19 protein-coding genes are annotated in these 21,375 nt (G+C 40.9%); 6 read left to right on the forward strand and 13 right to left on the reverse strand.

All coding sequences use genetic code 11. The features are described from left to right. The 3 genes from WN50_RS00450 to ilvB all read right to left on the reverse strand — a co-directional run. Nucleotides 1-306, reverse strand: a 306-nt coding sequence (locus WN50_RS00450; RefSeq protein WP_049557346.1) for a hypothetical protein, incomplete at its 3' end; no start/stop codon positions are given. Nucleotides 307-915: 609 nt separating this feature from the next. Further along, nucleotides 916-1,512: a class II aldolase/adducin family protein gene (locus WN50_RS00455; RefSeq protein ID WP_046278344.1), complete on the reverse strand. Its 597-nt coding sequence runs from the start codon at nucleotides 1,510-1,512 to the stop codon at nucleotides 916-918. A 336-nt stretch (nucleotides 1,513-1,848) separates the two neighbouring features. Beyond that, a complete protein-coding gene (gene ilvB / locus WN50_RS00460; RefSeq protein ID WP_046280759.1) occupies nucleotides 1,849-3,687 on the reverse strand; it encodes a biosynthetic-type acetolactate synthase large subunit in 1,839 nt (612 codons plus the stop codon). Nucleotides 3,688-4,129: 442 nt separating this feature from the next. On the opposite strand from ilvB, the gene WN50_RS00465 reads away from it, so the two are divergent. Beyond that, on the forward strand, nucleotides 4,130-4,468 hold the full coding sequence (locus tag WN50_RS00465) for a P-II family nitrogen regulator (protein WP_046280758.1): 339 nt from the start codon (nucleotides 4,130-4,132) through the stop codon (nucleotides 4,466-4,468). A gap of 153 nt (nucleotides 4,469-4,621) precedes the next feature. Here WN50_RS00465 and rdgB read toward each other — a convergent pair whose 3' ends face one another. The 9 genes from rdgB to hpsN form a co-directional block, all read right to left on the reverse strand. Continuing rightward, nucleotides 4,622-5,212, reverse strand: a complete 591-nt coding sequence (rdgB, locus tag WN50_RS00470; protein ID WP_046280848.1) for an RdgB/HAM1 family non-canonical purine NTP pyrophosphatase — start codon at nucleotides 5,210-5,212, stop codon at nucleotides 4,622-4,624. Between the two features lie 20 nt (nucleotides 5,213-5,232). Further along, a complete protein-coding gene (locus tag WN50_RS00475; RefSeq protein WP_049557353.1) occupies nucleotides 5,233-6,237 on the reverse strand; it encodes a glycoside hydrolase family protein in 1,005 nt (334 codons plus the stop codon). A gap of 418 nt (nucleotides 6,238-6,655) precedes the next feature. Further along, nucleotides 6,656-8,089 carry a phosphoglucomutase/phosphomannomutase family protein gene (locus tag WN50_RS00480; RefSeq protein ID WP_046276686.1) on the reverse strand — a complete coding sequence of 478 codons (1,434 nt, stop codon included), beginning with the start codon at nucleotides 8,087-8,089 and terminating at the stop codon, nucleotides 6,656-6,658. A 346-nt stretch (nucleotides 8,090-8,435) separates the two neighbouring features. Next, nucleotides 8,436-9,131, reverse strand: coding sequence for a GTP cyclohydrolase I FolE (gene folE / locus WN50_RS00485; protein ID WP_046276687.1), 696 nt, complete (start codon nucleotides 9,129-9,131; stop codon nucleotides 8,436-8,438). Nucleotides 9,132-9,293: 162 nt separating this feature from the next. Continuing rightward, nucleotides 9,294-10,019, reverse strand: a complete 726-nt coding sequence (locus tag WN50_RS00490; protein ID WP_046276685.1) for an SDR family oxidoreductase — start codon at nucleotides 10,017-10,019, stop codon at nucleotides 9,294-9,296. 274 nt (nucleotides 10,020-10,293) lie between these two features. Further along, complete coding sequence (locus tag WN50_RS34500; protein WP_160315327.1) at nucleotides 10,294-10,431, reverse strand: hypothetical protein; 138 nt, start codon at nucleotides 10,429-10,431, stop codon at nucleotides 10,294-10,296. A 226-nt stretch (nucleotides 10,432-10,657) separates the two neighbouring features. Then, the gene (accA, locus tag WN50_RS00495; protein ID WP_046276684.1) at nucleotides 10,658-11,638 is read right to left on the reverse strand and encodes an acetyl-CoA carboxylase carboxyl transferase subunit alpha; all 981 of its coding nucleotides are present in this window, start codon (nucleotides 11,636-11,638) and stop codon (nucleotides 10,658-10,660) included. A 114-nt stretch (nucleotides 11,639-11,752) separates the two neighbouring features. After that, nucleotides 11,753-12,931 (reverse strand): hormogonium polysaccharide biosynthesis glycosyltransferase HpsO, encoded by a 1,179-nt coding sequence (gene hpsO / locus WN50_RS00500; protein WP_046276683.1) that lies wholly within the window; start codon nucleotides 12,929-12,931, stop codon nucleotides 11,753-11,755. A 39-nt stretch (nucleotides 12,932-12,970) separates the two neighbouring features. Beyond that, a complete protein-coding gene (hpsN, locus tag WN50_RS00505) occupies nucleotides 12,971-13,969 on the reverse strand; it encodes a hormogonium polysaccharide biosynthesis glycosyltransferase HpsN (RefSeq protein ID WP_046276682.1) in 999 nt (332 codons plus the stop codon). 254 nt (nucleotides 13,970-14,223) lie between these two features. Here hpsN and WN50_RS00510 point away from each other — a divergent pair, with 254 nt between their 5' ends. The 5 genes from WN50_RS00510 to WN50_RS30725 are packed head-to-tail and all read left to right on the forward strand — an operon-like array spanning nucleotide 14,224 to nucleotide 20,815. After that, entirely contained in the window at nucleotides 14,224-14,844 is a 621-nt protein-coding gene (locus WN50_RS00510; RefSeq protein WP_046276681.1) for a DUF3859 domain-containing protein, read from the forward strand. A gap of 9 nt (nucleotides 14,845-14,853) precedes the next feature. Next, complete coding sequence (locus tag WN50_RS00515) at nucleotides 14,854-16,590, forward strand: asparagine synthetase B family protein (protein WP_046276680.1); 1,737 nt, start codon at nucleotides 14,854-14,856, stop codon at nucleotides 16,588-16,590. A 20-nt stretch (nucleotides 16,591-16,610) separates the two neighbouring features. Next, nucleotides 16,611-17,819, forward strand: coding sequence for a diaminopimelate decarboxylase family protein (locus WN50_RS00520; protein WP_046276679.1), 1,209 nt, complete (start codon nucleotides 16,611-16,613; stop codon nucleotides 17,817-17,819). Nucleotides 17,820-17,851: 32 nt separating this feature from the next. Next, nucleotides 17,852-19,204, forward strand: a complete 1,353-nt coding sequence (locus WN50_RS00525) for a toprim domain-containing protein (protein ID WP_049557359.1) — start codon at nucleotides 17,852-17,854, stop codon at nucleotides 19,202-19,204. Between the two features lie 42 nt (nucleotides 19,205-19,246). Then, complete coding sequence (locus WN50_RS30725) at nucleotides 19,247-20,815, forward strand: toprim domain-containing protein (protein WP_152964657.1); 1,569 nt, start codon at nucleotides 19,247-19,249, stop codon at nucleotides 20,813-20,815. A gap of 5 nt (nucleotides 20,816-20,820) precedes the next feature. Here WN50_RS30725 and WN50_RS00535 read toward each other — a convergent pair. Continuing rightward, nucleotides 20,821-21,375, reverse strand: a 555-nt coding sequence (locus WN50_RS00535; RefSeq protein WP_049557362.1) for an asparagine synthase-related protein, incomplete at its 5' end; no start/stop codon positions are given.

Raw genomic sequence — 21,375 nt, forward strand, 5'->3', positions numbered from 1 at the left:
CCCCCCCGCCTCGCCACTGGGAATTTTCACTTGCCATTTCCCGTCTACTTCAACGGGGGTTTGTACTTCCTGACCTCTAAATTTTACCGTGACAGTATTACCCGGTTTATCCCATCCCCAAAGGTTGACATCGGTTTGTTGCTGAAGTACCATGCGATCGCCTATAATTGAGGGTAACTCTAGCGTTGCTTCCGGATTTGAGTCCACCCCCAAATTTAGGCTAAATAAAAAAATTAGTCCCAAAAACGCAAAAATAATACTAATTTTTTTCATTGTTAGTTGAGTGGCTTCTAACAAAACCGACATCTGTGATCCTCCATTTTAATCAACCCGCCCTAAAATCTGAGGGTACGCGATCACCCCTGAATTGACAGTAGAAATGAGAATCTTTAATCCTCTCACCCACCCTACCTGTTATTTTGTGCATTTTGTCAAGAGGCTGATTTGCAACCCTTGCTGCTCTCTCAAAAACTCGTGCATCGCGCCTGCCAAAACTTAGTCCGGAAATGCTGACAATTAACCTAATAATCAGGGTTTCAGCCGCTATTTTTGCTTCAAGACACTAGAAGCCCTTGGGTGAGTTCTTCTTAAGAGTAGCAGAACCCCTATACTGTCGTCAACTTTTTAGGAATTATTTTCAATAAAAATTTGAGAATTTTCGATTTAGTTTTGAAGATTAAAACTATTTTCACAAAAAATATTTAAAAAACTTATGAAATTTGTCCTTTTTTGGGGTTAGGGGGTTGACAACTTTGGCGAAAACCAGGTATGATTATCTTATAATGGAAATATTGCCTAAAATTTTATTTTTTCAAACATCCCATTATTTAACTTACCTACAATCATACCAAAAATCGGCTCGGAAATCAACCCCTTTTTTCCGACCGGTTCTAGCAGAAGTCGTGAGATCATTGATCACCGTTTCCAATACTGAAATAAGACCTCCGCCGCTTCTGCTAAACTTTCCCCAAAGGTTAATACTCCGTCTTCATGTCCGGCCATCACGAGAATTTTTTGATGGGTTAAATCTTGTTGTTGAAATAAACGAAACATTTCCTCTGCCATTTGGGGTGTACCATAGGGAACTTCTGGGCGAGTTGTAGGAACCTGAAATAATAAGGTTCGCCAAAATTCGGGATGATGAACATGAATAATCGCATTGATTTTAGAGTTAAAACTGTAAATTGCGGCATGAGTCAGAGACTCTGAAGAGGCTTTAATCGGCCCTTGACACGTGAGGGAATTTTCAGTTAAATTAAACGCACAAACTCGGGTGTAATGTTCGGGTTGAAGCTTTGGTAAATGTCCGGTTTGAGTCCCAGAAACAATAAATTCTCGAGAATCTTTCAACCGAATGCTAATATTACCAAATCCAATCCCATTATCATAAACGCCAATTAAACCCAAAGCATAGAGATCATCGCGCCATTGCATTAAATCTTGAATAACATCACAGCTAATCGGTTCATCTTTCAGCCAGTGACAGTGATATTTGATAACGCCTTCATCCATAAATTTTAGGAAATAGTTTACAGTGGCCAGTGATGTAGGGGCGGGTTCCAAATTAATCTATGTTTTCCCACAGACAACCGATATAAACCCGCCCTAAACCCCAGTAGGGGCGGGTTCCAAATTAATCTATGTTTTCCCACAGACAACCGATATAAACCCGCCCCGAAGTCGGGAGGACAGGAGGTGGTAATGACTGGAAGGGCGGGTTCATAGAAGTTATTTATGAGAAGACAGAAATTTACTCGGAACCCGCCCCTACACCTGACACCTGACAGTTCCTGATAACGGGTCACTGTAAACTGTAAACTGTAAACTGCCTCTTGCTTGAGAGTCGCCCTATAATTTGGTGCCACATTCTGGACAAAAATGATTGCTAGCAACATTCTTGGTACCACAATTGCTGCAATACACTAATTCTGCCGCTTGTTCTAACTTTTTGCGTTCGGGTAGTCCCAACATTTGAGCATTACTCTTTCCGGGTGCCACCATCGGATAACAGTTTTCATCTCGACGCACTCGTACATCCATCAATACCGGGCCATCATAAGCCAGCATTTCCGCCAGCGCCTCATGTAGTTGATCACGATGAGTGACTGACATTCCCTTAACCCCATAAGCCTCGGCTAGCTTGACAAAATTGGGCATTCCCAATTCCATATTTGAGGAAGAATAGCGCTCCCCATAAAACGTTTGCTGCCACTGGCGTACCATTCCCTGCCAACCATTGTTAATAATCACGGTTTTGGCATGAATCCCGTACTGCATCAGGGTTCCCAACTCTTGAATATTCATCTGTATACTGGCATCTCCAGCAATACAAATTACTTCGTGATCCGGTAGAGCAACTTTTGCACCCATCGCCGCCGGCAGTCCATAACCCATTGTTCCTAAACCGGCGCTAGAAATCCACTGACGCGGCCCATTTTTCAAGTATTGAGCAGCCCACATTTGATGCTGACCCACATCCGTCGTGTAGTAGGCATCAGGCGCCATTTTCCCCAGTTCAGAAATCACCTCTTGGGGAGAAAGACTATCAGGATACAGAGGAACTTCTAGGGGATAATCTTCGCGCCAACGGTTAATCCGATCTAACCAAGCTTGAGTTTGAGTCTGGGGTGCAGGTTCTCCCGTTTCCCGACATCGACGCAACAAATCCACTAAAACCTGTCTGACATCTCCCACGATCGGAACTTCGGGGGCGCGGTTTTTCCCGACTTCCGCCGGATCAATATCAATATGAATCACTTCGGCGCGAGAGGCAAATTCTTCCAGTTTCCCTGTGACGCGATCATCAAATCTCGCCCCGACAGCAATCAACAAATCACATTCACTGACGGCAAAATTAGCATAAGCGGTGCCGTGCATCCCCAACATTCCCACAGACAGGGGGTGATTTTCATCAAACGCGCCTTTCCCCATTAACGTCGTTGTCACCGGAATTTGGAACAGTTCGGCAAGTTCGTGAATTTCGGCGTGAGCGTTGGCAGAAATCCCGCCTCCGCCAATATACAATAAGGGACGTTCGGCTTTGCGAATTAGGGCGATCGCTTGGTTAATTTGGCGCATATTGCCTTTAACCGTTGGTCGGTATCCCGTCAGAGAAACTTCCCCAGGATTAACGGGAATATAATCAAATTCCTCTAAACCGACATCTTTGGGAACATCAATTAACACAGGGCCAGGTCTTCCTGTACTGGCAATATGGAAGGCTTCAGCAACAATCGCCGCCATTTTTTTCGGGTCGCGGACTAAGTAGGAATGTTTGACAATCGGTAGGGTAATCCCAAAAATATCTGTTTCTTGAAAGGCATCTGTCCCAATGGCTTTGCGAGAGACTTGTCCGGTGACCACGACTAATGGAATGGAGTCCATATGAGCGGTGGCAATTCCTGTGACTAAATTAGTCGCCCCAGGACCTGATGTTCCAAAGCAAACTCCAACTCGACCTGTCGCCCGAGCGTAAGCATCCGCCGCATGAGCTGCCCCTTGCTCATGTCTGACGAGAATATGCTTGAGATCGCCTCCGGCTTCAAAACGATAGAGTTCATCATAAATCGGCAGAATGGCTCCACCGGGATAACCAAATATATGCTCTACTCCGTGACGTTTTAGGCTGTCCATCAGAGCAAAGGCACCCGTTGCGCGTTTTGCTGCTACTTGAGTTCTCAGTTGCACAGGTTTTCCTCTCTATTTGTTCCAATTTTGAGATAAAGCTACTATTCTAATAATAGTAATAATCCTTCTGTATTTTTTATTGTGCTATTTTTAACAAGATTTTACACAAATCTTCGGTATTTTTTATGAAAACAAACAAAAGCTCAAGCTTCTATTAATTCTAGAAGTTGTTGGATCGTTTGGTGAATTTGTTTAGGTTATTTTCAGCTTCTCAGCTTTCATTCGGTGTCAGTCTGAGTTACCTTATCTGAAGGTAGCATCTTACCTGTGTCGATTTGTTGTACTGTTTAGACGAGTTCCCTCAAAATCTTTCAAGGTGTCGTACTATTGATACTGGATTATAGCACATAGTGTATCATATGTTACGAATATTTTTGATCGGGCGGTGATATCAAGCATATGTCACGCTAAATCAAGTAGAAAACATTAGGAGTGAAGTACATTGAAAAAGATAGAAGCGATTATCCGGCCATTCAAGCTCGATGAAGTTAAAATTGCCCTCGTCAATGCGGGTATCGTCGGGATGACGGTTTCAGAAGTTAGAGGGTTTGGACGACAAAAAGGCCAGACCGAACGCTACCGGGGTTCTGAGTATACGGTTGAGTTCCTGCAAAAACTCAAGGTTGAGATCGTCGTCGAAAACGATCAAGTCGATATAGTCGTTGATAAAATCATCGCCGCCTCCCGTACAGGTGAAATTGGGGATGGTAAAATCTTTATCTCTCCTGTTGAGCAAATTATCCGCATTCGGACTGGAGAAAAGAACCAAGAAGCTATCTAACAGTCAGCACCCCGCTCTAAAGAGACGGGGCATCATGCTTCTCTTTTTAGGTAGCTGACCAGCCTAAGTCCCTTGAGGACTACGTTATCGGTGAAAAAAAACTGTAAACTTTAGGGGTAATTGATCAATTACCCCTACAACACTGGTTACTGTTCACTGTAAAGGTTGTTTGAGGAGTTCTTGCAGTTGGGGAAGCAACACTTTGAAAGCTTGGCCCCGATGAGAGATCAACTGCTTCTGTTCCGGTGACATTTGGGCAAAGGTTTTTTGTTCTGTCGGAACATAAAAAATGGGATCGTATCCAAACCCCCCATCACCTTGGGGAGTCTCCAAAATTTCTCCGGGACAGATGCCTTCTAGGTTTAACACGATCGAACCATCGGCACGGGCGATCGCAATGGCACAAACAAAGGCGGCTTTGCGGTGGGTTGAGTCGCCGAGTTCCCGCAAAACTCGTTGGATGCGATCGCTATCTGTCGCCCCATAACGGGCAGAATAGACTCCAGGCGCACCATTAAGCGCATCCACCGTTAAACCCGAGTCATCTGCGATCGCCCATTGTTTGGTGGCTTTAGCGACTTCTGAGGCTTTTAAGCAAGCATTTTCGATAAAGCTTTCCCCTGTTTCTTCGACTTCTATTTCATCGGGTTTGAGTTGTAATTCTATATCCAACTCAGATAAATAAGCTTTGATTTCTTCCAGTTTTCCCGGATTACCTGTGGCTACCACTAAAGTTTTAATCATCGGTTTAATCTTGTTGTGATTTAACGAAGTTCTCTCAATTGACGAGTTTCTGAGTTGAGATAAACGAGATCTTGACAAAGACTTGGTAACTCTGAGTTTATCACTTGATACCCCCCCTGTTTCAAGTCAAAACCCACAATTGCTTTCAGTTCCGATATCCAAACACCGCCATAAATAGAGGCTTGAATACTTCCACTTTCTCCGAGAATGATTTGAGGGGGTTGATTAAACTTTCCGGCTAAAGCGGCTTCTAGACTTGCTGCTGAAAATGCTAACAGTTGACCTTGTTCTCGATAAATTTTACCCTGTTCTAGACTCCGTTGATAATCTCGTTCATCCCAAGTTGAGACTAATAGTATTACTTCGTTTGTCGGTTCATGGCGATAAAGTTGAGGAAGTTCTAATTCTTCATATCCCGTTATTAAACTCGGATGAACTAACTCCCATTGTTTTAAATTATTCTCATCGGCTTTGAGTAACGCAATACAAGCATTTTTATGTTGAGGATGGTTTTCATTAATGATATGTTTAGCCGCTACTAACATATAATAACAATTTTCAACCTTAAAAATATAAGGATCGCGCCAAGCATGAGCGGTTCTATCTGAGGGGTTTTGGGTTCTAATAAAATAGCGAAACTCTGGATCAATCTCTTGAGGAGAAAGGCTAAAATTCCGATCAATCATCCAATTATTCAAATCATTAGATTGAGCTAATTTAATTGTTTGAACGGCGAAATAATCTCCTTCGGTTTGACGTTCGGTATAGAACATCAAGTAATTTCTGGGATAATTTTTAACGGTGCAACCTGTCCAAATCGATTGATTTTCGTGACAGTCAATGATATTTTTCTTTTGTATTTTAAAGCTTTGAAAATCCAAAGTTATGGCGTAGGTTAGCTGAGAATAAAGATGATGAGTTTCTATTTGTTTATATTGCCAATCAGCCGACAGTAAATAAACGTGATACAGTCGTTTTTCCGGTTCGTAGAGATACCAAAAATCCCAAGTAAATTGATTTTTCATAGTGAACCATTATCAGCGTAGGGGCGGGTTCCACCCAGATTAATGTTTCTCAGCAATCACCTCTATCAACCCGCCCAACCCGTTATTAGTCATCAGCGTAGGGGCGGGTTCCACCCAGATTAATGTTTCTCAGCAATCACCTCTATTAACCCGCCCAACCCGTTATTAGTCATCAGCGTAGGGGCGGGTTCCACCCAGATTAATGTTTCTCAGCAATCACCTCTATCAACCCGCCCTTGTAATCACCTTTAATACCATGTTCGCTTGATTAATTCTCTTGTAGGGATGGGGCGGGTTCACTTCAATCTCTGATGAATATTACAGATATTACAGAACCCGCCCCTACAAAATCATTGATTAATCGGACATGATCAAACCTCTAACTTTTAACCTGTTTACTGTCTTCTGAAGCGAACATTTACGAACAGCTACTCGCCCAATCTTTCGCCCAAGAAAGGGTTTGATTCACCTGTTTTTTATCGGCTGCTTCACAATATAAACGTAAAACAGGTTCAGTTCCACTAAAGCGAATTAATAGCCAACGATCATCAGCCAAACGGAACTTATAACCATCCACTGTTAAACAATCTGTCACTGCTTGTCCAGCGATTTCTTTGGGAGGATTATTTTCTAATTGTTCGACTAAACGCGATCGTACCTCCATACTCGCCAAAGGTAAATCAATCCGATCATACACCGAAGAAAATCCAACTTTGTCTTGAAGACGGCGATAAATTTGGCTGAGATCTTCTCCCGACTGAACGATAGCTTCTAACAGGAACAAAGCCGATAGTAAAGCATCTCGTTCCGGTATATGAACGCCATAACCAACCCCACCAGATTCTTCACCCCCGACTAACACTTGAGAAGACAACATCCGATCGGCAATATATTTATAACCAATCGGTGTTTCATACAAGGATAAATCGTACAATTTGGCAATCCGAGGAATCAAATCAGATCCGCTTACAGTTTTGACAATTTCTCCACCAAAACCTCGACGAGTGGCTAAATGTTCGATTAAAATGGGAATCAAAATTTGAGAACTCAAGAAATTTCCTTCCCCATCCACCGCAGCGACGCGATCGCTATCGCCATCAAATACAAACCCCACCGCTAAACTGTCTTGAGAACGTTTATGGGTTTTAATTTGACGGAACAATTCAGGAATATATTTAGGTAATGGTTCCGGCGCACCGCCATCAAATAACGGATCACGATTGCTGTTAATTTCTCTAACGGAATCGCCTAAAATTCGAGCTAAACCCCCCGTAGCGGCACCGTGCATCACATCAACAAAAACGGTCAATTTACCCTGATTAATCGCTGTTTTAATCGCCTCAATATCAACCTTTGATTGTAACGTTTCACAATAAGCAGGCCAAGGATCAAAAGACTCTAATGTTCCGGGAATGTCTGCTTTGAGTTGAGGTAGATCGAGTCTTGCTTCTATTTCTTGCGTTACGTCTGGGCCAACCGACCCTCCAAATGCACCCTTAACTTTTAAACCTAAATATTTACCGGGATTATGGCTAGCTGTCAGAACCACCGCCCCTAAAGCCTGTTGTTGGTGAGCAACGAGACTGTAAGCCGGAGTCGGCGCGTAGCCTTGACTGAGTTTAACATCATATCCGGCCGCTTGAATCGCTTGAGCTGCAACTAGAGCAAATTCTTCAGCCAAAAAGCGTCGATCATATCCTACAAATACCGTGCGACTAGCAGCGTTATGACCATAGATTTCTTCTAAGACTTGAGCAGCCAGAGGAGCAACTAAAGCGACCCGTTCAAAGGTAAAATCATCAGCAATGACACCTCGCCAGCCATCTGTGCCAAACTTAATCGGTTTAGACATATCTCAGGATTGAAATTTTTTCAGGGTACAATGGAATGTGTTTCAGCGATCGCGGAATGTGAGTGGATAACAACCCGCACCCCCTCAGATTAAACTCACGCCCCTAATATTTTGAACAGGGGAAATGGAATTTAGATCTGCTGCCAGCCGATTCTAGAAATCATCAGCTTTTTTCGATTATCTCACATCTCCAGCCGGGAGCAAGGAAACCGGAAGTTGAGCTTTTCCTATCGCTTGAGTCGGGAGCGATCGCTCCCCATCATATAAAACAAGAGACGCGCATTGCACGTCTCTACAGAAGATGGAATTGAGAATTGATTTTCTCTATTTTACGAGTTTTCTAAATTTAGAAACTGGATTGGTGACGAATTAAGTTGAGGAATTCTTCACGGGTTTTTTGTTCATCTTGGAAGACTCCGAGCATCGCACTGGTCACCGTCCAAGACCCGGGTTTTTGTACTCCTCGCATCACCATACACATATGGCTGGCTTCGATCACAACGGCTACCCCTTGAGGTTCGAGAACTTCTTGTACTGCTTCTGCAATTTGACGAGTCAGGCGTTCTTGAACTTGTAAACGACGAGCATACATTTCCACAATGCGAGCCAATTTACTGAGTCCGATGACTTTTTGGTTAGGGATATAGGCGACGTGGGCTTTGCCCATAAAGGGGAGCATATGGTGTTCGCACATACTAAACACGGTGATGTCTCGAACTAACACCATTTCTGAGTGACCTTCATCAAAAATTGCCCCGTTTACGAGGTCTTCTAGAGATTGACTGTAGCCACTGGTCAAGAAGCGCATGGCTTCAGCAACTCGTTTGGGTGTTTTCAACAAACCTTCGCGTTCGGGATCTTCTCCTACCCCAAGCAACATGGTTCGCACGGCTTCCATCATTTGTTCATCTGAGACTTCCGTGAGGGGTTGGTATTCAACAGGATGACCATTTGAGCTAGAAGTCGTGCGATCAGGTCGGCTTTGGATGCGACTCGAAACATTTGCAGGTTTGGAACTATTTCCATTGGAAGCAATAGTCATGTAAAAAAATCCGGTAGTTTGGGAACCCCCGATGGGAATCGGTGGAGGAAAAACGGAATTAGCGAGTTTTTGAGGGGCTATAAACCCAGGAACCCACAAACCTTTACAACAAGAAACAAGAACAATAGGACTATTTGATCTCAAATAGACTTTTCACCTGGATCAAAATGCTCCCCCATGCGGCATCAGGGTTAATTCTTCGATCACCGCTTGTTGAGGCAACATCACAATCTGTAAAATCGACTCAGCGACAATTTCTGGAGTCAACATCGCCGAGCGATCAAAGTCAGCCTGAACGGTTTCGGTATCCCAAAGGGGAGTATTCACGGCACCTGGACAAATGGCTGTGACCCGAATTCCGTTTTGGCGTTCTTCTGCCGCTAGAGCTTTGGAGAGGGCCATCAAGCCAAACTTACTAACACAGTAAGCACCCCAATGGGGAAACACTTGTTGTCCTCCAATGGAAACAACGTTGACAATTGTTCCATTGGCTCTTTCGCGCATTCCTGGCAAAACCCCTTGAATACACTGAAAGACACTGGTGAGGTTGAGGTCTAACACTCTTTGCCACTCGGTTAGGGGTGTACTAACCAAGGGGCTAGTGTAGCCCATACCCGCACTGTTAACGAGGATATCTATAGGGCCGAAAGCAGCAGCAATAGTGTCGATCTGCTCATGCACTTGCTCAACTTTGGCTAGATCGAGAGCATAGCCATTGGCTTCTACTCCGGCTTGCCGTGCAAGTTTAGCAATGGTTTCCAATTGTTCCTCAGATCGACTGACTAAGGCGACATGAATTCCGGCTTTGGCAAAGGCAAGAGCTGTTGCCTTACCGATCCCACTACTTGCCCCTGTAATTAAGGCACGTCGTTCTATGGGAGAAGTCATTGACGGTTTGAGTAGTCTCTGATTGGACTGAACGGATTTGACATTTCTCCAGTTCAAAAACGTGGAGATTTTGAGCTGACGTTCAAAAACGTATGACTCACGGATTGCCGTTTGGCACTGTCATTATGCCCTAAAGACCTTGGCTCAGTTTGAACTGAGCTGTATCCCTAACTTTTGTTACATTCGCTAAGATCTGAAACATTTGTTGGTTTAGGTTATTCACCATGTTTTTAGATCCCCACTCCTGCAACTCTATTAGGCGACTGGCAAGGATTTAGCCTGCCGCTACGTTTGACTCGGTTCGCGAGTCTACGCCACGCACCGCCTTTTCGCTTGCGGTGAACGGATGACCCACTGTTGGAATACAGTAGCCCTCACGTCGAGGATGTTGTAGCAAATCTGTTAATGGCAAATCTGAGAAAGTTGTAAAGATTTGTTACTTTTATAGTATACCATCTTCAGGTTTTTCCCAAATACCGATTAAATCGATCTCTTCGAGAAGATACGGTGAAGGATTAAGCAGAAGGGATCAGCAAGATCGGTCTAACTTTTGTGAATATAGAAGCGGTGACTCGTTGACTATTAGGAGTCTCTATTCCATCTTCTGGAGCGATCGCCCCAAAATTCTGGTGATGGTGTTAGACAGGTTCTTCGGCAAAAATCCCCATATGGCGGAATTTCTGATAGCGCATTTCTCGGCGTTGCTGGCTGCTTAGACTGATTAATTCCTCTAAACATTCCAGTAAGGCTTGTTTGAGGTGTTCGGCGGCTTCGATGGGGTTGGCATGGGCGCCGCCGTCGGGTTCGGGTACAATCCGATCAATAATCCCCAAATCTTTTAAATCTGGAGCGGTAATTTTGAGGGCTTGGGCGGCTTGTGGGGCTTTGGAGGCATCTTTCCACAAAATCGCGGCACAGGCTTCTGGAGAAGCCACTGTATACACCGAATGCTCCAACATTAACAAGCGTTCTCCGACGCCAATCCCTAATGCACCCCCTGAACCCCCTTCTCCGATGACAGTGCAGATGATCGGCACATCGAGGCGAAACATTTCTCGCAAGTTGTAAGCGATCGCTTCTCCTTGACCGAGTTTTTCGGCATCTACTCCTGCCCAAGCCCCTGGTGTATCAATAAAGGTAATAATCGGCATTCCAAAACGGTTCGCGTGTTCCATCAACCGCATCGCTTTACGGTAGCCCCCTGGTGCGGCCATGCCAAAGTTACGCGCCACATTATCTTTGGTATCGCGGCCTTTTTGATGACCGAGCATGACTACAGGTTGTCCGGCTAACCGTCCAATTCCTCCCACCAAGGCTGGATCATCGGAACCGGAGCGATCGCCATGCAGTTCGACCCACTCCTCGCTCATGGCTTGAATGTAATCTAAGGTACTGGGACGACGAGGATGACGAGCCAATTGCAGTCGCTGTGAGGGAGACAGGGTGCTAAATATCTCGTGTCGCAGTTGAGTCGCACGGGCTTCTAACTGATGGATTTGATCGGAGACATCAACGCCGTTTTCCTCTGCTAACTGGCGAATCTGGTTTATGCGAGATTCTAGCTCGGCTAGAGGCTTTTCAAAGTCAAGTAGGATGGTTTTGCGGTTTGGACTTGCCACACTCAGAGTTTTGATCGCATGGGGTACATAGTTTGTATTGTATCTAAAAACGAGACACTTTTAATTTTCACAAATCTAGTCACCACAAAGACACCAAGACACGAAGAAAAGAATTTATCGGGTGTTGGAGAGCAATTTTTGATAGAATCTTACTAACTGCTCGGCTAAGGCTTGATTGGTATAACTTCTCAAAGCGCGTTCATAGCCTCGGAGCGCTAATTTTTCCGCTTGTTGAGGATTTTCCATTAACTGACGTATACAGTCGCCTAATGCTTCTGCTTTTCCCTCGGGAAATACTAACCCCGCTTCTCCAATTACATGAGGAATTTCACCGGAGTCTGAACCAATAACTGGAACTTTACAGGCCATTGCTTCGATTAATACATGACCAAATTGTTCTTTCCATCCGACTGCGGTGAGGGTTTTAAATTTGTAGGTGGTTTCGGAGGGTAAAACTAACAGGTTCATCGCGTTAATATAGCGTTGTACTTCATCATGAGGTACGCTTTCTACAAAGATGAGTCTTTCTTTGATTCCTAATTCTGCGGCTTTTTCGAGAATTTGTGGTTTTAATTCTCCCCGCCCCAATAATAACGCTTTCCAGGGTAGTTCTGGCAATTTTGACAAAGCATCAACTAAGGTTAACAGTCCTTTTTCTTCGACAAACCGCCCGACAAACCCAACTACAAATTCATCAGGTTTTATTCCTAATTCGGCTTTTAATTCGGGTTGAGGATGGGGTTTAAATAGACTTTCATCTACGCCTAGTTGGGGCATGACTTCCATCTCGCCTTTGTAACCTCGTTGTCGCAAAATGTCTGCACCGTCTTGATTTCCGACGACTATTCCATCTGTATTGTTGAGGTTATAAGCTTCTAGGAGAGAAATCGGAAATTTTAATTCATAGGGAAGATTCCACCAAGTAAAGAAGACATTTTTAGCCTTTAAGCCTAAAAGTTTATTGCAGGTAATAAACTGGGAATAGGTAATCGCTTTTGAACCTTGTTCAACTTGAATAATATTCGGTTTAAAGGTTTTGAGAAGCGGAATTAAATCTAAGCCAAAGGTTAGTAAGCCTTGATTATTTTGACTGAAGTTAGAAACGGGAACGACTTTAAATGTTCCTTCATCTACATATTCTGAATCAATAATTTTGTTTTGAACACCTCCCGGTTTCCAACGACGGGGAACAACGAGGGTGACTTCTATTTCCGGTGTGAGATGCGCCAAAGCACGCCATTTTTCCCGGTTGAGATCAACGATATAAGTATGACTAGCAACTAGAATTTTCATAGGAGATTCAAGAGAAAAAAAAAGCTGAAAATCAACCGTTTATTTTTTGGCTAATTCATCTTGTTGGGTGTAAACTTGACCTAGATTCCACAGGGATTGAATTTGAGTTACAACCGCTTTTAAAAATCCCATTGTGTAAAATCCAAATCGAGTCACAACTTTAATCAGAGAACCGCTTTTATTACAAGGAGGATGTCCGAGAACGTGACAATCAAATAGCTTGGCAAAAAAACGCAAACATTCAGGAATTGTCAGGTTTTTTAACCCCATAAAAAAGTGATTATGATAGAAGGTAATTTGATATTGCATCGAACGGGTACTAATATCGTGACAACCGCCCACTTCTTCGCCTAAATGAACTAAATGTGCTTCAGGATCGTACCAAATAACATAGCCTGTTTTTCGCAGTCGCAAACAAAAATCTGATTCTTCACGAACAGCACTTCCTTTAAACCGTTCATCAAAATGTAAGCCATGTTGGTCAAAAATTTCTCGCCGAAAAGACATATTACAGCCTCGTGCGGAAATGACTTGTTGCGGTTTAATGGTATGAACTAAGTCAATATAATACCAAGCAATTCCCGGATCAGAGGCTTGAGGGGGTAAGATTTCAATGGTTAAATCTCCACCAGAATCTCCTAATTTCATGCGATCAAAAACTCGTCCAGCGACAGCACCAATATTTTTAGGGGTAGAGTTTCCTGCTTCGATATAATTACGAGCATGAGCTTTGAGAAAGTTTTCTGGAAGTTGAACATCATCATCTAAAAAGAGAATAATGTCTCCGGTTGAACGTCGAACTGCGTAGTTTCGGGCGCCAGGAAGACTCGCCCATTCGAGACGATACCATTGAATTTTAGCTGTATTTGCGAGTTCTTCTAAATAGGTTTGAGTTTCGGTTTGATGGGAACGGGTTTGATCAACCACTAAGACTTCAAACTGGGGATAGTCTTGTTTGAGAACATCAACTAAGGTTTCGCGTAGGGCTTCCTCACGGTTGTAGGTGGGAATAACGACAGAAATTTTAGGCCAGTCCATAGGTAATTTTAGCGCAGATTTTAACGGATGATGAGGGGAAAAGCCGACTTGATATTTACAATCGATTTCATCAATATTGTAACCTCTTTATCGCAGATACCCAAGTGATTTGAGTTAAGTTCTATTAAAATTAGGTTAAAAGCAGTTAATGAGCCGGGATAATTTCATAAAATTTAGGTATATTGAAGATATAGATAGTAGCCCCTCTGAAAATCTAGATTTAAGATGGTTGCAGATTTTGCTCAAGATATCCTATGAACCAGCGACTTAAAGAAGAACAATTACAGCAAGTTATTGCTGAAGTGGGAGAGCTTTCTAATCGTCGGGAAGCTGAGTTTGATCGCCAACAAATCCAAGAAATTTTACAGGAGTTAAATTTACCGCCAGAATTGCTAGATGAAGCGATGATTCAGTTACGTCGTCGTCAAGCCCTCGGCGTAGAAAAAAGAAGAAATCTAAGGATAGCAATTGCTGGGGCGGGAGTTGTTGTGTTAGCGATCGCATCAACAATCCTATTTTTTCAGCATCAAAATTCCATCATTGCCAGAATTCAAGCCCAACAAGATCAGATCACTTTAGCACTAGATAATAATCCGTTCAGTTCTATTTCTCGACAAACCAATTCAGAAATTGTTTATCGTGTTACCTTGCAGGATGCACCGATTGGAAAAAAACTCAATCTTTCTTGTAATTGGATTGATCCTGATGGTAAAATCGTGAAAGAAAATCGATATCAAACGCAAGAAATCACGACTTCTATTTGGGAAACTCGCTGTCGTTATAATATTAGTTCTACGGCAACACCCGGTACTTGGACTGTGCAGATATTTTTAGAAGATCGTTTACTGAGTGAGGAAACCTTTGAAGTGAGGTAAATAAGCAATATGAGTCATTTTGTCGGATATTGGGGCTATGGAAATCGCCAGGAATTAGAAGTGTTGTTAGAAAAAATTTTCCCTCAATTTCATCATAAAAGGTTTCCCGAACAAAATGATCGCTATCCTATTTGGAATGTGGTTCATTTATCAAGTTCCAACAAAATAGATGAAAAAATTGCAAGTTTGTCAGCATCCGGTTTGAGTCATTCTGCCGATGTTTGGGTGAGTTTGGAGGGAAATTATCGTTTAATTTTAGGACGAGAACCCTTTGGGCGAGTGCCATTATATTGGCTAAAATTGAATGAGGTTATTTGGTTTTCTTCTCAGTTCAAACTCCTTTTATCTATTTTAGAAAACCCTGAAATTAATCTATCGGGGTTGTATGGTTATAGTTGCTTTTCCTATGTTCCGACTCCCCTGACTCCTGTAACAGAGATTCATGCTATTTCTGCGGGAAGCGAGTTGAGTTGGAAAGCAGACAAACATCATCAAATGATTGATTTACCTCAATCTCATTCCCTTCACCAATGGAAAGAAAATCCAGAACAAATTAATGATGAAACACTGGCAGTTTCTCAACTCCAAACGTTACTAAAAAATGCTATTAAACAGCAAATTTATGACTTAAAAGATGAACCTGTTGGAGTTTTTTTATCTGGGGGGATTGATTCTTCCATTGTTGCGGCTTTATTAGTACAAGCTGGGGTAAAAGTCCGCGCCTATACTTTAGATTTTGGTTCAGTCGGTATCTCTGAATATCCCTATGCTGAAAAAGTTGCGGAATTTTTGAATATTCCTTTAGTCAAAGTAAAAGCTACACCAAATGCGGTTAAAAAAGCAATTATTCCCACTATAAAAGCCTTAGATTTACCCTTTGGTGATGGGGTAACTGTTCCTTTATATTTACTCAATCAAGCCGCCAGTCAAGACACCCAAATTATTTTTAATGGGGAAGGAGGAGATCAACTCTTTGCAGGTTGGACTAATAAACCGTTAATTGCAGCCAGTGTTTATGGACAGGATGATTTTATTGAAAACTATTTACGCACTTTTCATCGACTCTGGGGCTATGAAGCCCAAGTTTATCAACCCAAAATTTATGAAAAAATCAAAAATTTACAGCCTGAACTCTGGATAAAAGACGCACTTGATCCAACGTTTTGTCCCTCGTTTTTACATCGATTACGTCGGGCAACATTAATGTTAAAAGGGGCGCAAAATATCCATCCTCGTGCAACTCATTTAGCATTATATCATGGTTTAAATGTGCGATCGCCTTTTTGTGATTTAGCCCTAACAGAATGGACGTTTAAACTCTCAGGAGAACTTTGTTTACAAGGAAGTTGTGAAAAATATATTCTCAAACGGGCGGTTGAAAATTGGCTACCTTCAGAAATTGTTTGGCGACAAAAACGAGGAATGGGTGTTCCCTTAACCTCTTGGTGTTTAAATGATTTTTGGTTTCAAATAGGAAATTGGTTAAATCCCGGTTTATTGGAGGAACAACATTGTTTTAATCCCCAAATTGCTGTTCAAATTGTTAGCGGAGAATTAGGGGCAAATATTCAAGGAAGACGTATCGGTGAAACGCTGTGGTTGTTGATGATGTGGCAACTCTGGCGAGTCCATATTTTAGGAGAAAAAGCCGAGAAAAAATCCTTTAATCATCCGTTTTTCTTTCCGCGTCAACTCTGGATTTATTATCAAAGGTTTAAAAATCAAACGGATTTAATGTTGAGTTGAAAATTATCAGGAAATTACCAATGATTAGCGAGATGTTAACTCTGCCTTTTTATCAGGAACTAACCCAAGAATTATTAACGATTTATGGTTCTCCGTTGTATGTTTATAATGGGGATGATTTACGCCAAACTATTCAACAGATTAGTCAAGCTTTTCCCTATCCTAATACTCAATTTCACTTTGCGAGTGTAACGAATGGAAATGTTGCATTACTGAAAATATTTCAAGCGGAAGGATGGGGACTACACGCCAACACCCCCGGAGATATTTATTTAGGATTAAAAGCAGGTTTTTCTCCTGATGCTATTGTTTATTCAGGTAGCAATTTAAACCGGGAGGAAATGCAGCAAGTGATTCACTGGGGTGTAAAAACCTTAAATTTAGATAGTTTGGAGCAATTAAAATTATGTTGTGAAGTGTTAGAGAATACAACAGAAAACCCAGACTATTTTAAACTAGGTTTACGCTTAAATTTACCTGAAATAACTGGAGAAAGTCGCATTGGAGTTCATCCGAAGGACTTTCCCACAGCCATTGAAATCTGTCATAAATTTGGATTAAAATTAAGCGGTTTACACTTTTATCGAGGAACAGGAACCAATGCCACAAAAGCCTTTACTCAAGTTATTGATGCCATCATTCATTGTTCCCAACAGTTACCTGATTGGCAATATTTAGACTTTGGTGGGGGTTTTGGCTATCCCTATCAACATAATGGAGTCGCTTTTGACTGGGAGTTATTTGGGCGAGAAATTACGAATTCCATCACAAAATTAAACCGAAAAATTGAGTTAATCATTGAACCTGGAAGGGCTGCAATTGCCGGATGTGCGACTTTATTAGCGAAAGTTGTTGCGGTAAAATGGCAAGGAGAAAAACAGATTGTCGGAGTCGATACAACCGTTGCCAATCTTTCCGTCCCTTCTGTTCATGGCGGTTATCGTGAAATTGTCAGTTTTAAGGAGGAAAAACCCGATCAAAAATATACAACAGATGTCTGCGGAAATACCACCTATTCGAGAGATTATTTAGGGAAAAATTGTCAACTTCCTGCCTTAGAAATTGGAGATATCATTGCGATTTTAGATGTAGGTGCTTATGGTTATGCGATGTCTTCTCATTTTTTACATCGTCCTAAACCTGCGGAAGTGTTACTCGAAAATCAACAGCATCGGTTAATTCGTCAGCGAGAAGATTATAGCGTTTTACTCACGAATCAATTGTTTTAGTTCATTATCTTTCTATTGGAGGAATTTTCATTATGAAATGTATTCACTGTGGGACTGACAACAACTTAAAAGATAGAATTGCTAATCAAGGCCGATGCAAAGAGTGTAATTCTCCCTTTGCCTTTGAACCTGCTGCTAGGAATATCGCTACAACCAGTGATCTTGTCACTGCTATGAATAGAGTGAAAATCACTGATGCTTTTTTTGCAAATGCCCTCAAAGATATTTCTGTTAATGGCACTTTATTTTTCACCAAAAAACAACTATTCTATTTATTAGAAAGACGCTATAAACGTAAATCATCTAATAATATGTTTGGTTATTTGAAAGCTTACTTCTTCTTCAACCTATTTTTTACAATATTATTTACAATACTTACTGGAGGATTGATAGCTAATCTAATAATCGATAAATTTGTGCCTATTTTTAATCTAATCGGTCACGCTTTGGGGATTTTCTTTTTATTTAATCAATCAAAATCAAAAAGAATAAATAATCAAAGCAGGAAATCTGTTGCTCATAGCTTAAAAGTTGTTGGTTTTATTATTTTATTTGCTGGTATTCCGATAAGTTTATTTACTCTAAACTCTTTTCCGATTTTCTGTACTGTTCTGATTTTAGGACTCCTATCAATTTATTTAGGATTTAAACAGGCTTCTCAAAAAGGATTATCTCAAGAATTAGCCATTAATAACCATGAATTTCAAGGGTGGTTAAGTCGTTGGCAAGATGTTAACGGAACTTACCCTAAACTTTTGCCATTTCCCCAACAAAGTCTTCAACCTGCAACCGTTAATCGTGATATTATTAACTATAGTTTTGATAGATTAATTGTGTGTGATACGGCTGAAATTGCCCAATTTTTAATTGCAAATAATTTCCACTTTGAACATAACTGCGCGATTCTCAGTATCACGGGATATCCTCAAAATATTTTTCAAACCACTATGGAAATGCTACGTCGAAATCCAGATTTACAAGTCTATGCGTTACATAATTGTACCCCAAAAGGGATGACTTTAGTTCATCATCTTCGCACAAGCCAAAACTGGTTTTTAAATACAAATCAGGTCATTATTGACTTAGGAATTACACCTCATCAAGTCTTAGACAATGAACAGCGAATGTTGATAGAATATTCTCCAAATTTAGCCAAAACTTCTATCGAACTCCCGAGAGAAGTTCGTCAGAGTTTATCGCCGGAAGAATTAAAATGGTTAGACGCGGGAAACTTTGTCGAGTTAGAATCTTTTCCGCCTCAACAGTTAATCCAAATTATTCAGCGAGGAATTACAAGGGATTTAAGTTTAAATAATGCAGGTAGCGATTCTATTTTTGTAGAAGACTCAGATAATTCATTGTACGTTTTTCAAAGTTTTGGTTAATTTGATCTTCAGTTTAAATAGTAAAAAAGGAGCAATTGAATTATGAAGTGTATTAACTGTAATACTAACAATACATACCGAGAAAGAACGACCAGTGGATTGAGTCGCTGTAAGAAATGCCGTCATCAATTTGTGTTTGACTACCGGAGACATAGTAAATGTCCTCAAAAATTAACCGATACCTTTTTCTTGAATGCTATAGATCGAATTTCTGCAAATAAAACGCTTTACTTTACAGCCAAACACTTTAAGTATTTTTTATCCAGAAAATTAGCACAATCACCTTTTGTTGGCGGGATTCAACCTCAACCAACTGTCAAACATATCAAGGTATTTATGATAGAAGATGTCAACTCCTTTCTTGCTCAAAAGAATGCGATTGGGGTTTATCTTGGGTTAAATCTTCTAGCTGAAGTCATCTTATGGACTGTTTTCAAAAAACTGACCTTGATTTCTATCTTTACCAATTACTGGACAATAGGTAGTTTTTGGCTAGTATTTTTAATCAGCAACGCAATTATACTCCCCATATTTCATTCAGATTTCCTAAACACACCAAAAGAACATCGATATCATCGCCAGCTTCGCAAGAAAAGAACAGTATTTTTTAGCAATTTAACCATTTTAACGATAGGAACTTTGATGATGCGTGGATATTTGTATTATCAAGATCCTATTTATAATCTGTTGTTAAGTTTTGAAGAAAAAAGTATTTTTCCTTGGATTATAATATCATTACTGGCAGCACCTTTATTGTTAGCTCGAACAATGCTAACCAATTTTTCAGTATACTTAGCGGATCTCAAAGAAGGTAAACGGGGTGAAGTTCGCACTACTCGTCAAATCAATAATTATGAAAATACTGCTGTTCAAAACTATTTTGATATCTGGATACAAGAATGGGAAAGAATTAATGGTAAAATAGTTAAATTACTTCCTCCTCCCGAATACAAAATAGAAGTCAGTATTAACTCAGATGTTAGCACTTATAGCTTTGATCGATTAATTGTTTGTGAGAGTGCTGATATTGCTCAATTTTTAATTGCTAACAACTTTCACTTTGAAAAAAATTGTGCGATTCTCAGTATTGATGGCTATCCTCAAAATATTTTTAATACTGTGATGCAAATGCTACGCCGCAACCCGAATTTATGGGTTTATGCAGTGCATGATTGTACTCCTAAAGGAGTAAGTATCGTACATCAATTACGAACCAGCGATCAATGGTTTAGAGATAGTAATGTTACGATGATTGATATCGGAATATTACCTCGTCAAATTCTAGCAGTTAAAGGTAAAAGTATTTGGGTAAAAATGACCGAAAAATCAGCACAACAAGCTGAACAATTACCATTAGAAATTCAGCAAAGTTTAGGAGAAGATGAATTAAAATGGCTAACAGAGGTAAATTTTGTCGAGTTAGAATCTATTCATCCTCAAAAATTGATTCACATTCTCAGTCAAAGTCTGGCTAACCAAGCATTGAATTTTGATGCTCCGAGTTTAAGAGAAACAGATGATTCGATTTTAGAAGAAACAGATTATTCCCTTTCAGAAGAAACAGATCGGAAAAACAACATCCGCTATCAATCCTCTGATACATTTGGTTAAGCCTATTATTTTTTATGAACCTGTAACCACATCTCCAAACTTGCCAGTAACCACAATTTAACCCCGTATCTTCCCCAAGTATCTCCTCGATAATTCAACCAATCCTTAATCATAGACTGATTCAAGTAAGGTGAAATTAGACTCTTTTTATTTAACAGCAAACTTTTCGCTTCTTTTTGCCAATATTTCCGAAACCCTAGCTGTACAGGAACCATCATTCCACTTTTTGGACGATGAATAATTGCATCGGGTAAAAGATCTTTCACAGCTTGTTTTAAAACGGCTTTTTCTTCAACTCCTGAGAGTTTATATTCTGGGGGAATCTGCATACTCAAGTCTACAATACGCTGATCAAATAAAGGAGATCTCCCTTGTAAGTTTAAGGAGGAAGTTAAATTATTCACTTTGGTTAAAATTTGATCGGCTCCCTTAAACTTAATATTTAAAGCCATTAATCGATTTAAGTAACTTACATTTGAGTTCAAATCTTCATAAAAAACTGAATTTTCTGCCTGAATAGCTGTATAAATTTCTGGTTTCAAGAGTTGTGGTAAATCCTC

The organism is Limnoraphis robusta CS-951 (assembly GCF_000972705.2).